Source organism: Streptomyces longwoodensis, assembly GCF_001514125.1.
GTDB lineage: Bacteria > Actinomycetota > Actinomycetes > Streptomycetales > Streptomycetaceae > Streptomyces > Streptomyces longwoodensis.
Genome location: NZ_KQ948549.1, coordinates 322,685 through 336,145, shown reverse-complemented (window position 1 = coordinate 336,145; position 13,461 = coordinate 322,685). Strand labels below are relative to the sequence as shown.

The 13,461-nt window shown below is 72.7% G+C and carries 8 protein-coding genes; 5 read left to right on the top strand and 3 right to left on the bottom strand.

The genetic code is table 11. From position 1 onward, the window contains the following. Positions 1 to 169: 169 nt before the first annotated feature. Positions 170 to 2,341: an MMPL family transporter gene (locus tag AQJ30_RS01550; protein WP_067227844.1), complete on the top strand. Its 2,172-nt coding sequence runs from the start codon at positions 170 to 172 to the stop codon at positions 2,339 to 2,341. A gap of 169 nt (positions 2,342 to 2,510) precedes the next feature. Here the strand turns inward: AQJ30_RS01550 and AQJ30_RS01545 are convergent, their stop codons facing one another. Then, on the bottom strand, positions 2,511 to 4,097 hold the full coding sequence (locus AQJ30_RS01545; protein ID WP_079083830.1) for an MFS transporter: 1,587 nt from the start codon (positions 4,095 to 4,097) through the stop codon (positions 2,511 to 2,513). Positions 4,098 to 4,256: 159 nt separating this feature from the next. Then, the gene (gene dhaK, locus AQJ30_RS01540) at positions 4,257 to 5,261 is read right to left on the bottom strand and encodes a dihydroxyacetone kinase subunit DhaK (RefSeq protein WP_067227841.1); all 1,005 of its coding nucleotides are present in this window, start codon (positions 5,259 to 5,261) and stop codon (positions 4,257 to 4,259) included. Between the two features lie 295 nt (positions 5,262 to 5,556). Here dhaK and AQJ30_RS01535 point away from each other — a divergent pair, with 295 nt between their 5' ends. From AQJ30_RS01535 to AQJ30_RS01520, 4 genes are all read left to right on the top strand, one after another. Continuing rightward, a complete protein-coding gene (locus AQJ30_RS01535) occupies positions 5,557 to 6,405 on the top strand; it encodes an MIP/aquaporin family protein (RefSeq protein ID WP_067227839.1) in 849 nt (282 codons plus the stop codon). Between the two features lie 62 nt (positions 6,406 to 6,467). Beyond that, a complete protein-coding gene (gene glpK, locus AQJ30_RS01530) occupies positions 6,468 to 7,985 on the top strand; it encodes a glycerol kinase GlpK (RefSeq protein WP_067227838.1) in 1,518 nt (505 codons plus the stop codon). A 69-nt stretch (positions 7,986 to 8,054) separates the two neighbouring features. Beyond that, complete coding sequence (locus AQJ30_RS01525; protein WP_067227836.1) at positions 8,055 to 9,767, top strand: glycerol-3-phosphate dehydrogenase/oxidase; 1,713 nt, start codon at positions 8,055 to 8,057, stop codon at positions 9,765 to 9,767. Between the two features lie 183 nt (positions 9,768 to 9,950). Then, positions 9,951 to 11,366: an MFS transporter gene (locus AQJ30_RS01520; protein WP_067227834.1), complete on the top strand. Its 1,416-nt coding sequence runs from the start codon at positions 9,951 to 9,953 to the stop codon at positions 11,364 to 11,366. 100 nt (positions 11,367 to 11,466) lie between these two features. On the opposite strand, the gene AQJ30_RS01515 is transcribed toward AQJ30_RS01520, so the two are convergent. Beyond that, positions 11,467 to 13,413: a helix-turn-helix domain-containing protein gene (locus AQJ30_RS01515; protein WP_067228855.1), complete on the bottom strand. Its 1,947-nt coding sequence runs from the start codon at positions 13,411 to 13,413 to the stop codon at positions 11,467 to 11,469. Between the last annotated feature and the right edge of the window lie 48 nt (positions 13,414 to 13,461).

The window sequence follows — 13,461 nt, the reverse complement described above, 5'->3', positions numbered from 1 at the left end:
GGGCCGGTGTCCATACCGGGCGGGCGGGCGCAGTGATCTTGCGCACCACTACGATGTGAGCCTCAGCAAACGATGCGACCGGCCCGTCGGTTCGGGCCGGTCGAGGTCGCCGGTGCCAGGGTCCGCTCCCCGGGCTGCGGTGATCTTCCTGTCCAGGAGGACCTTCCGCATGTTCCGACGTATTGGCAACACTGTCGTCCGACATCCCGTCTGGACGATCGTGGCCTGGCTGATCGCCGCGGTGGCGATCGTGGCCACGGCTCCCGGACTGCCGTCGAGCAGTGACGAGAGCAGCTTCCTGCCGAAGAGTTACGAGTCCATCAAGGCGGCGGACGTGCAGCAGGAGGCGTTCCCCAGCGCCTTCACCCCGTCCGCCATCGCCCTCTACCAGCGCACCGACGGCGGCAAGCTCACCGCCGCCGACCAGCAGGACGTGGCCCGCATCACGTCCGAGCTGGGCAAGAAGCACATCGACCAGGTGCAGCGGGTGATCCCCGGCCAGCCGTCCAAGGACGGCAGGTACGCCCTCACCCTGGTGCAGATGGACAGCAAGAACGCCGGCCAGCCCAAGCAGGCGGACGCGGCGAAGGTGGTGCGGGAGGACGTCAAGGCGCTCACCAAGGGCACCCGGCTGGAGGTGAAGCTCGGCGGTTCGGCGGCGCAGGCCCTGGACCAGCAGGACTCCTCCAAGCGGGGCGAGGCGCTGATCGGCATCGGCACGTTCGTGATCATCCTCGTCACGCTGCTGATCATCTTCCGGGCCCCGATCCTCGCCGTCCTGCCGCTGATCCTGATCGGCCTGGTCTCCGCCATCGCCAACGGGCTGATCGCGTACGCCACCAAGCTGTTCGACCTCCAGGCCAACAGCTCCGTCTCGTCGATCCTGATCGTCGTGCTGTTCGGCGTGGGCACGGACTACTTCCTGTTCCTGATGTTCCGTTACCGCGAACGCCTGCGCGCCGGTGACGAACCCAAGCAGGCCATGATCAACGCCGTCGCCCGGGTGGGTGAGGCCATCGCCTCGGCGGCCGGCGCCGTCATCATCGCCTTCCTCGCGCTCGTGCTCTCCACGCTCGGCTTCCTCAAGCAGATGGGCCCGGCCCTGGCCATCGCGGTCACCGTCACCCTGATCGCGGGCCTGACGCTGATCCCGGCCGTGGTCTCGCTCATCGGCCCGAAGGTCTTCTGGCCGTCCAAGTCCTGGCAGAAGGAGCCGGAGAACGCCCGCTTCGCCGCGCTCGGCCGCGGGGTGCAGCGCCGCCCGGCGCTGACCGCCGCGCTCTCCGGCGTCGTGCTGCTGGTGCTGTCGCTGGGCACGCTCGGCTTCAACGCCACCTTCGACCTGGCGTCGGGCTCCATGCCGAAGACCAAGGAGTCCATGGTCGTCCAGGACGAGATGCAGAAGGCGTACTCGGCGGGCGCGGCCGCGCCCACCGACGTCTACCTCAGCAGCACCGACGGCAAGCCGCTGGACAAGGCCGGCTTCGACGCGTACGCCCGCAAGCTGGGCGACGTGGACGGCGTGGCCGACGCCAAGCTGAGCCAGGTCAACGAGGGCGGCACCACGGCGGACTTCACCGTCACCCTCAAGTACGAGGCGTCGACGGACAAGGCGATCGACACGGTGGGCGAGGTGCGCGACGTCGCCCACGCCAACGCGCCCGAGGGCACCGAGGCGCTGGTGGGCGGCATGTCCTCGATCTACAAGGACATCGACGCGGCCGTCAACCACGACTACCGGACGGTCTTCCCCGTCGCCGCCGTGCTGATCATGCTCATCCTGGGCCTGCTGCTGCGCAGTGTCGTCGCCCCCTGGTACCTCATCGCCTCGGTGGGCCTGGGCTTCGGCGCGACGCTCGGCGCCACCGTGCTGATCTTCCAGAACGGCCAGGGCCACCCGGGGCTGATGTTCATGCTCCCGGTGATCATGTATCTGTTCGTGGTGGCCATCGGCACGGACTACAACATCCTGATGATCGCCCGGCTGCGTGAGGAGGCCCGCGAGGGCCGCGATCCGCGCGAGGCGGCCGGCATGGCCCTGCGGCACGCCGGTCCGACCGTCGCGGCGGCGGGCTTCATCCTGGCGGCGACCTTCGCCACGATGATGCTGGCGGGCAACTCCCTGCTCACCGAGATGGGCTTCGCGGTCTCGTTCGGCATCGCGATCGCCGCCTTCGTCATGGCGATGTTCTTCACCCCGAGCCTGACCGCCCTCATCGGCCACGCCGCCTGGTGGCCGGGCCACGCCGACCGGGCACCGGCGGGGACGCACGGCGCGGACCCGGCCGTGGCGGCCGGCGAGGAGGAGCTGACGCAGGACCCGGCGGGCCGTCGCGGCTAGCCGCGCACCCGCACGCAGAGGTCCGCCGGGCGGTGCGCCCGGCGGACCTTTGCGTGTGCGGCCGGCTTCTCACGGCAGCCCCCGTCGGCGGACGAAGCCCGTCCGGCTGCGGGGACATTGCCCAGGGTCGGGAAAGCGGGCCGGAACGGGGGGCCGCAAGCGCGGCGCCTCATCCGCCGGGACGCGGCTCGCGCTCGCTCCCGGAGGACCCCGGCTCCGCACCTCCCGCGCTGCTCGCCCCGTCGGTCGCGGCGTCTGCGCTCTGCGCCGGGGCGACGCCGCCGGGGTGGCGGAGGGCGACCAGGAAGGCGAGGGCCATGGCGGCGGCCATGCCGTAGAACACCCACTGGTTGGCCTCGGCGAAGTCCATCCGGATCGACGCCATCGCGTCCCGCATGGTCGTGGCCAACGGTCCGTCGCCGCTGGGGCGGTGGGCGCCCGGGTTGCCGGTGACCGCCTCGGCGACGTCCCGGGAGACGGCGTGGGCGGTGCCGGACGACAGGCCGCGCGACTCCAGGGTGTCCACGACGTGGTCGGTCAGGGAGTGGGTGAGCAGGGTGCCGAAGACGGCGAGACCGATGCTCGCGGCGTAGTTGCGCACGGTCTGCGTGATGCCGGTGACCTCGCCGTAGGAGGCGTTGAGGGAGCGGTTCACGGCGTCCGTCGAGGCGGGTGCCAGGACGAAGCCGATGCCGGCGCCGGCCAGCGCGGCGTACGGCCACTGGTCGTGCATGGACAGGTCGGTCAGTTTGCCGGCCCACAGGTAGAAGCCCACGGCGCCGACGACGCAGCCGGTCTTCAGGGCCGGCCGGGCACCCCGCTTGTCGAGGACGCGGCCGCCCCACTGCGAGGCGAGGGCGAAGCCGGCGAAGACGTACAGCAGGTACAGGGCCGCCTGGTTGGGCGAGGCGCTCAGCGACACCTGCGCGTACACCGAGGCGAAGAAGAACAGCGGCACGAACGCCGTCATCACGAAGAACAGCACCAGCGCGTCCACGGTGAACGCCCGGTCGCGGAACACCGCGAGGGTCACCAGCGGGTGCCGGGTGCGCAGTTCGTAGCGGCAGAAGACGACCAGCACGGCGAGGCCGCCGACGATGCAGCCCCAGGTCGCGACGCTGCTCCAGCCCCATGCCGACGCCTGCTGGAAGCCCAGGACGCTCAGGCCCATCCCGACCGCCACCAGCACGGCGCCGACGCCGTCGAGCCGCTCGTCGCGGCGGCGGTCTGAGATGCGGGCGAGGACGGTGAGGACCAGGGCGACGACGGCGACCGGGACGTTGACCCAGAAGATCGCCCGCCAGGTCCAGGCGGTGAGCCAGCCGCCGAGCAGCGGCCCGATCGCGGTCAGCGCACCGGTCAGCCCGAAGAACAGGGCGAGTGCCCGGCCCCGGCGCTCGACGGGGAACACCGCCACGACCACGGCCAGCGCGGCCGGGAAGAGCAGCGCGGCACCCAGGCCCTGCGTGGCGCGGAAGACGATCAGCCAGGCCAGCGCGTAGTCACCGTCCGGCACGCACCCGCACAGGGCCGAGGACACGACGAACACGAGCGTGCCGAGGACCACGACCCGGCGGGGGCCCCACAGGTCGGCGAGCCGGCCGCCGAGGGCGAAGAAGGCGGCCAGCGCGAGGAGGTAGGCGTTGACCACCCACTGCATCCCCGAGCCGGACAGGCCCAGTTCGGAGACGATGCTGGGGGCCGCGATGGAGACGATGGTCTGGTCGATGAACGTCATCGACACCGCGCACATCATGGCGGCGAGCGCCAGCGGCTGTGAAGCGGCCCGGCCGGCGGTGGTGACGTTCCGACCCCGTGTCAGGTGCGTTCCGGTCACCTGGCCAGTCTGCGCCGACGGCCGGGCTCTCGCACGTCTGCGGCCACGGGTCGTCTCCGTGACCAGCTGCACCTGCGGTCAGCGGCCCCAGCGCAGCGCGGCCGTCTGCACGGGTGCGTCCCAGAGCCGCAGCGTCTCCGCGTCGGCCCGGCAGAGGGTCACCGAACAGCCCGCCATGTCCAGCGACGTGACGTAGTTTCCGACGAGCGCCCGCGCCACCGCCACGCCCCGGGCCTCCAGCAGCCGGACCACCTCGGCGTGGAACCCGTACAGCTCCAGCAGCGGCGTCGCGCCCATCCCGTTGACCAGGGCCAGCACCGGCGCGTCGGCCGGAGCCACCTCCACCAGCTCCTCGAGTACGGCGCCCACCGCGACCTCGGCGATCTCCCGGGCCGGCATCATCGCGCGCCGCTCGCGGCCCGGTTCGCCGTGGATGCCGACCCCGAGCTCCATCTCCCCGTCCGGCAGGTCGAAGGTCGGGCCGCCCTTGGCGGGGGTGCTGCAGGCGCTGAGCGCCACGCCGAAGGTGCGCGAGGACTCGTTGACGCGCCGGGCGAGCGCGGCCACCTGCTCCAGCGGGGCGCCCTCCTCGGCGGCCGCCCCGGCGATCTTCTCCACGAACAACGTCGCCCCGGTGCCCCGCCGCCCGGCCGTGTACAGGCTGTCGGTCACGGCGACGTCGTCGTTGACGAGGACCTGCTCGACCCGGACGCCGTCGTCCTCGGCGAGTTCGGCGGCCATCTGGAAGTTCAGCACGTCACCGGTGTAGTTCTTGACGACGAACAGCACGCCCTGCCCGGCCTCGACGGCCTGCGCCGCGCGCAGCATCTGGTCCGGGACGGGCGAGGTGAACACCTCGCCGGGACACGCGGCCGACAGCATCCCGTACCCGACGAACCCGGCGTGCAGCGGCTCGTGGCCGGAACCTCCGCCGGACACCAGCCCGACGCGCCCGCCGTCCCGGGCGTCCCGGCGTACGACGACCCCCCGGTCCACGTCCACGTCCAGCTCCGGGTGGGCTGCGGCCAGTCCCCGCAGGGCGTCGGCGACCACGGTCTCCGGACTGTTGATCAACATCTTCATGGGGACCTCCCGGGTGGAACCGGCGGCCGGGCCCGCGCCCGGTGTCCTCATGGAGCCCGGGCACGACCGGTGGCGGACGGACGCATGGCCGGTCGCACGCCACACGACCAGTGTGCCGCCACGGCCCGGCCCCCCGCGAGGCGTGCAGTGGTGCCGCCACGCCGTGGTCCTGCGCGAGGCGTGCCCGGTGCCGCATCGCTCAGCGCGCCTGTGGCCCCGACCGGTCCTAAGATGATGTCCCGAGGACTCGGGGCAGTCGACGGCCGACCCTTGGGCCGGCGGGAAGCGGGCTTCCATGGCTGAGCGACTCAAGCGATCAGGACTCGTCGGCGAGCTTTCAGCGGAATTCGCCGGCACGATGATCCTCATCCTCTTCGGTTGTGGCGTGGTGGCCCAGGTGGTCGCCGGCGGGGCCCTCACCACTCCGCCGGGCGGCCTGGGCAACCACGACAGCATCGCCTGGGCCTGGGGCCTCGGCGTCACCCTGGGCGTGTACGTCGCGGCCCGGCTGAGCGGTGCTCACCTCAATCCCGCGGTGACGGTCGCGCTGGCGACGTTCAAGGGCTTCCCGTGGAGCAAGGTGGCTCCCTACGCGCTGGCCCAGACGGCCGGCGCCTTCGTGGCGGCCCTGCTCGTCCGGTGGAACTACACCGAGGCGCTGGCCAAGGCGGACCCCACCCACACGATCAAGACGCAGGGCGTCTTCTCCACGCTGCCCGCCAACGGCAACCCGAACCTGCCGGTCAGCGACTGGGGCGCGTTCCGCGACCAGATCATCGGCACCGCGATCCTGCTGCTGCTGATCCTGGCGGTCACGGACCTGCTCAACACGCCCCCCGGCGCGAACCTGGCGCCGTTCATCGTCGGCCTGATCGTGGTGGCCATCGGTATGGCGTGGGGGACCAACGCGGGGTACGCGATCAACCCGGCACGCGACTTCGGTCCCCGGCTGGCCAGCTTCTTCACCGGGTACGGCGGAGCGTGGCGAGATCAGTACGGGCACCTCTACTTCTGGGTGCCGATCGTCGGTCCGCTGATCGGCGGTCTGCTGGGAGCGGGCCTGTACAAGTTCTTCATCGGCCGGTTCCTGCCGACCGCTGAGCCGGAGCCCCCCGGACGGGTCCCGGCCCCGGACGAGAGCTGACCGGCTCCCGGGGCGGCCGTGGTGCGGCCGCCCCGGGAGAGCCCTAGGAGAGGCGGCATTCCATGGCGGACTTCGTCGGCGCGGTGGACCAAGGGACCACCAGCACCCGTTTCATGATCTTCGACCATGCCGGCAACGAGGTGGCACGGCACCAGCTGGAGCACTCACAGATCCTCCCGCGCTCGGGGTGGGTCGAGCACGACCCGGTGGAGATCTGGGAGCGCACCAACTCGGTGATGCAGACCGCGCTGCGCAACGGCAACCTCTCGGCGGAGGACCTGGCGGCCATCGGCATCACCAACCAGCGGGAGACGACTGTCGTCTGGGACCCGCGCAACGGCCGTCCGTACTACAACGCGATCGTCTGGCAGGACACCCGTACCGACTCCATCGCGGCGGCGCTGGACCGCTCGGGCCAGGGCGACGTCATCCGCCGCAAGGCGGGACTGCCGCCGGCCACGTACTTCTCCGGCGGCAAGATCCAGTGGATCCTGGAGAACGTCGACGGGGTCCGCGAGGCGGCCGAGCAGGGCCACGCCCTCTTCGGCAACACCGACGCCTGGGTGCTGTGGAACCTCACCGGCGGTCCCGACGGCGGCGTCCACGCCACCGACGTGACCAATGCCAGCCGCACCATGCTGATGGACCTGGAGACCCTCGACTGGGACGACGAGCTGCTGGGCTTCTTCGGCATCCCCCGGGCGATGCTGCCGACCATCAACCCGTCCTCCCACCGGGAGGCGTTCGGACAGACCCGTACGTCCCGGCCGCTGCGGGCGGCCATCCCCATCACCGGTGTGCTCGGCGACCAGCAGGCGGCCACCGTCGGCCAGGTCTGCTACGCGCCCGGCGAAGCCAAGAACACGTACGGCACGGGCAACTTCCTGGTGCTCAACACCGGCACGGAACTGGTCCGGTCCCAGCACGGCCTGCTGACCACCGTGGCGTACCAGTTCGGCGACAGCCCGGCGATCTACGCGCTCGAGGGTTCCATCGCCGTCACGGGCTCCGCGGTGCAGTGGCTGCGCGACCAGATGAAGGTCATCAGCGACGCCGCCGAGAGCGAGCGCCTGGCGCGTACGGTCGAGGACAACGGCGGGATCTACTTCGTGCCCGCCTTCTCCGGCCTGTTCGCCCCGTACTGGCGTTCCGACGCCCGCGGCGCGATCGTCGGCCTCGCCCGGTACAACGACAACGGCCACCTGGCGCGGGCCACCCTGGAGGCCATCTGCTACCAGAGCCGCGACGTGGTGGAGGCCATGGAGCAGGACTCCGGCGTCCACCTCGACGTGCTCAAGGTCGACGGCGGCGTGACGGCCAACGACCTGTGCATGCAGATCCAGGCCGACGTCCTCGGCGTCCCGGTCAGCCGCCCGGTCGTCGCCGAGACCACCGCGCTCGGCGCCGCCTACGCCGCTGGTCTGGCCACCGGTTTCTGGCAGGACACGGATGAACTGCGCACCCACTGGCAGGAGTCCAAGCGCTGGGAGCCCCAGTGGTCCGAGGAGCAGCGCGAGGAGCAGTACGCGGGCTGGAAGAAGGCGGTGGAGCGCACGCTCGACTGGGCCAAGGTCGAATAGGCCCGGCCGGGAGCGACCGAAGGGGGCGGCCCGCGCTGGCCGCCCCGCACGCTGCACGAGGAGGAGACCATGGCGAACCCGGTGGCTCTCTCGCCCGGCTCACGCGCGGAGGCCCTCGTCCGCCTGGGAGAAGGTGAGTTGGACGTCCTCGTCGTCGGGGGCGGCGTGGTCGGGGCCGGCGCGGCCCTGGACGCCGCCACCCGGGGCCTGAGGGTCGGCCTCGTCGAGGCCCGGGACTGGGCGTCGGGCACGTCCAGCCGCTCCAGCAAGCTCATCCACGGCGGCCTGCGCTACCTGGAGATGCTGGACTTCCGGCTCGTCGCCGAAGCCCTGAAGGAACGCGGGCTCCTGCTCCAGGTCCTGGCCCCGCACCTGGTGCGTCCGGTGCCGTTCCTCTACCCCCTGCAACACCGGGTCCGGGAACGGCCGTACGTCGGCGCCGGCGTGCTGCTGTACGACACCATGGCCACGGCCTCCGGTACGTCCCGGGGTCTGCCCCACCACCGCCACCTGTTCAAGCGCCGGGCCCTGCGCGAGGCGCCCGCGCTGCGCGCCGACGCCCTGGTCGGCGCGATCCAGTACTGGGACGCCCAGGTCGACGACGCCCGGCACACCCTGTTCCTCGTCCGCACGGCCGCCGCCTACGGGGCGCTGGCCGCCAACCGCACCCGGGTCAGCCGCTTCCTGCGGCAGGGCGAGCGGGTGGTGGGAGCCGTGGTCACGGACCTGGACACCGGGGAGGAGACGGAGGTGCGGGCCAAGCAGGTGATCAACGCGACCGGCGTGTGGACCGACGACACCCAGTCCCTCGCCGGTACCCGCGGCCAGTTCCACGTCCGCGCCTCCAAGGGCGTGCACCTGCTGGTCCCCCGCGACCGGATCAACTCCCGCACCGGGCTGATCCTGCGCACCGAGAAGAGCGTGCTGTTCGTCATCCCCTGGGGGCGGCACTGGATCATCGGGACCACCGACACCGACTGGACGCTCGACAAGGCCCATCCCGCCCTGAGTTCCAAGGACGTCACTTACCTGCTGGAGCACGTCAACAGCGTCCTGGCCACGCCCCTGGCCCCGGAGGACGTCGAAGGCGTCTACGCGGGTCTGCGTCCCCTGCTGTCGGGCGAGGCCGCGGAGACCAGCAAGCTGTCCCGGGAGCACCTGGTCGCCCACCCGGTGCCCGGGCTCGTCGTGGTGGCCGGCGGCAAGTACACGACCTACCGGGTGATGGCCAAGGACGCGGTCGACGAGGCGGTCCGGGGCCTGGACGAGAAGGTGCCCGACTGCGTCACGCACCGCGTTCCGCTGCTCGGCGCGGACGGCTACCCGGCCCTGTGGAACTCCCGCCACAACCTCGCCGCGTCCTCCGGGCTGCACGTCGCCCGCATCGAGCACCTGCTGAACCGCTACGGCTCCCTGGTGCACGAGCTGCTCGCCCTGGTCGTGGCCGACCCCTCACTCGGTGAGCCGCTGCCGAGCTCCGACGACTACCTGCGGGTCGAGGCCGTGTACGCGGTGACCCACGAGGGTGCCCGTCACGTCGAGGACGTGCTCGCCCGGCGTACGCGGATCTCCATCGAGTCCTGGGACCGCGGGGTGGACGCGGCGCGGACCGTCGCGGAACTGATGGCGCCCCACCTCGGATGGGACCAGGCCGATCGGGACCGCGAGGTCGACCACTACCTGAAGCGGGTGGCCGCCGAACGCGAGGCCCAGCAGCAGCCGGACGACCGGACCGCCGACGCGGTACGGCTCGGCGCCCCCGACATCAGCCCGGTGCTCTGACGACGGCAGCGCTCCTTCCGGGCACGATCCCTCTCCTGAACCACCTTTCCCTGAGCCGGCATGGTGGCCGCGCGCATAGCTGACCCTCGAACTATGTTGCCCCGCCACATGTGCGCCTGACCTGCGGATTCCTACGGTGTGGCGATACGTACCGTCCCCACCGCACACGAGGAAGTGGCGCACATGGCCTCCGCAGCATCATCCGCTCCCCCGACGCCCGCGAACCTCAAGCGCATCGTCGCCGCCAGCCTCATCGGGACCACGATCGAGTGGTACGACTTCTTCCTCTACGGCTCCGCGGCCGCCCTGGTGTTCAACAAGCTGTTCTTCCCCGGCTCCGACCCGCTGGTCGGGACCCTGCTGTCGTTCCTGACCTATGCCGTGGGCTTCGCGGCCCGGCCGCTCGGGGCACTGGTCTTCGGGCACTACGGGGACCGGCTCGGCCGCAAGAAGCTGCTGGTGCTGAGCCTGCTGCTGATGGGCGGGGCGACCTTCGCGATCGGGCTGCTGCCGACCCACGCCAGTGTGGGCACCGCGGCCCCGGTGCTGCTGACCCTGCTGCGGCTGGTGCAGGGCTTCGCGCTCGGCGGCGAGTGGGGCGGCGCCGTGCTGCTGGTGTCCGAGCACGGGGACGCCCGGCGGCGCGGCTTCTGGGCCTCCTGGCCGCAGACCGGCGCGCCCGCGGGGCAGTTGCTCGCGACCGGTGTGCTGTCCCTGCTGACCGCGGTGCTCTCGGACGACGCGTTCACCAGCTGGGGCTGGCGCGTGCCGTTCCTGCTGTCCGGGGTGCTGGTCCTGGTCGGGCTGTGGATCCGCCTCTCGGTGGACGAGTCGCCCGTATTCCGGCAGGCCCTCGCCGCCGCCGAGGCCCGCAGGGCCGCCCGCGGCGCGGACGCCGCCGAGAAGCTGCCGCTAGTGGCCGTGCTGCGCCACCACTGGCGGGACGTGCTCGTCGCGATGGGCGCGCGGATGGCCGAGAACATCTCCTACTACGTCATCACCGCCTTCATCCTGGTCTACGCGACCACCTCCGCCGACATGTCCAAGCAGACCGCCCTGAACGCCGTCCTCATCGCCTCCGCCGTGCACTTCGCCGTCATCCCGGCCTGGGGCGCGCTCTCGGACCGCGTCGGCCGGCGTCCGGTGTACCTGTTCGGCGCGGCCGGCGTCGGGCTGTGGATGTTCCCCTTCTTCCGGCTCGTCGACACCGCGAGCTTCGGCAACCTGGTCCTCGCCGTCACCGTCGGTCTGGTGCTGCACGGCGCGATGTACGCGCCCCAGGCGGCCTTCTTCTCCGAGATGTTCGGCACCCGGATGCGCTACTCCGGCGCCTCCATGGGCGCCCAGTTCGCCTCCGTCGCGGCGGGCGCCCCGGCACCGCTCATCGCCACCGCCCTGCTGTCGGACTACGACTCCTCCACGCCCATCGCCCTGTACGTCATCGCCGCGGCGCTGCTCACGCTGCTCGCCGTCGGGGTCGCCAAGGAGACCCGGCACCGGGACCTGGCCGACGTCGACGCATCGGACGCCGCGGAGGCGGAGGCGGCGACCGGGGAGGCACCCGCCCCGGCGGCCGACGCCCGGACCGCGGGCGCCTGACCCGGACCACCGGCATCGCTCCTCGGCCTCCGTACGCGCCCGGCGTACGGAGGCCGGTGCCGTACGGGCGGGCGGGTCCTCACGGCCCCGGATCGCCGGTTCAGCTCTGGGCCGGGCCCGCCAACCGGTGCAGGCGCAGGGCCAGTTGTATCTCCAGGGCGCGGGCCGGGCTCTGCCAGTCGTCGCCCAGGAGGCGGCCGACGCGCTCCAGGCGCTGGGCGACCGTGTTGACGTGGACGTGCAGGGCGTCCTTGGTGCGGGCCGGGCTCATGCCGCAGGCGAAGTAGGCGTCGAGGGTGCGCACCAGGTCGGTGCCGCGCCGTGCGTCGTAGGCGACGACCTGGCCGACGGTGCGCTCGACGAAGCCCCCGATGTCCCGGTCCCCGGCCAGCAGCAGGCCCAGGAAGCCGAAGTCCTCGGCGGCCGCTCCGTCGCCGGCCCGGCCGAGCAGGCGCAGCGCGTCCAGGCAGCGGCGGCCCTCCTCGTACCCGGCGACCACCGCGTCCGGGTCGGCGGCGGGGTGGGCCACGGGTGCGGAGGCGCCGACCGTGACCGGTTCGTGCACGGCGGTGCCCAGGTGGCGCGCGGTGCGGCGGGCGAGGTCGGTGGCGGTGTCGCCGGGGGCGAGGGGCAGCAGCAGGACGGTGCCCCCGTCGCGGGCGGCGGCCAGGCCCTGCCGGGTCGCGGCGAGGTGGGAGGCGGCGGACCACAGCCGGCGGCGGGCGTCCGCCTCCTGGTCGGCGTCGGGGGCGGCGGTGTCGAGGCGGGCGGCCAGCACCACGTGGGTGGCGTCCAGGTCGGCGCGCAGCCGCGCGGCCCGCTCGCGCAGCAGCCGGGGGTCGCGGTCGCGGGCGTCGAGCAGGTCGTCGAGGAGCTCGCCGCGCACGCGCTGTTCGGCCTCGGCGGCGGAGCGGCGGGCGAGCAGGAGCAGCGACGTGACCATGGCGGCCCGCTCCAGGGTGCGCTGGTCGACCGGGTCGAGCCCGGGGTGGCCGCGCAGCACCAGCGCACCGAGGAGTTCACCGCCCGCGGTGACCGCGGCGATCCAGCCGTCGCGGTGGGGCACGGCGTGGCCCTCGGCCCGGGAGGCCTCCAGCGCGTCGGCGGGCGCGGCGTCCGCCTCGGCGAACTCGACGGTGCCGTCCAGGACTTCGGAGACCGCGGCGGCCACGTCGTGGACCCCGCCGCCGCGCAGGACCAGCTCGGCGAGCCGGTCGTGCACGTCGGAGGCGCGCTCGATGACGCCGCTGCGGTCCTTGATGATCTCGTTGGCGTGCTCCAGGTCGGCGAGGGCGGAGCGGGTCTCGGTGAGCAGGTTGGCGGTGTCGATGGCGGCCGCCGCGAGCGCGGCGAACGAGCCGAGCAGCGCGATCTGCTCGCGCTCGAACACCCGGGCCCGCCGGTCGGCGGCGAACAGCACCCCGATCACGTGCGGCCCCAGCATCAGCGGCACGCCGAGGATCGCGACCAGCCCCTCGTCGCGCACGCCGGCGTCGATGGTGGTCGTGTGCCGGAAGCGCTCGTCGCGGAAGTAGTCGTCGGTGACGTACGGCCGGGCCGTCTGGGCGACCAGCCCGCCCAGCCCCTCCCCCATGCCGAGGCGCAGCTGCTGGAAGCGGGCGGCGACCGAGCCCTCGGTGACGCGCATGTAGGTGTCGCCGCGCGCCGGGTCGTTGAGGCTGAGGTAGGCGACGTCGGTGCCCAGCAGCGAGCGGGCGCGCTGCACGATGGCCTGCAGGACGGCGTCCACGTCGCGCAGCCCGGCGAGGTCGTGGGCGGTCTCGAACAGCGCCGACAGCTCGGCCTCGCGCCGGCGCCGGCCCTCCAGTTCCGCGCGCACGCGTAGCGCGAGCAGCTTGGCGTGCTCCAGGGCGGCGACACGCTCGGCGGGCCGGCCCTCGGCGCGGGCGCGCAGCACCGGCTGCTCGTAGGCGTCGGCGGTGGCGCCCCGGGCCAGCAGGTCGAGGAAGGGCGCCTCGGCGTCGCCCGGCGGCGCCGCACCGTCGTCGGTGGGGCGCTCGGCGGACTGCACGTGATCGCTGGACATGCTCACAGGATCACCCATGGCCGTCCCGCGCCGTCAGCCCTGTGGACG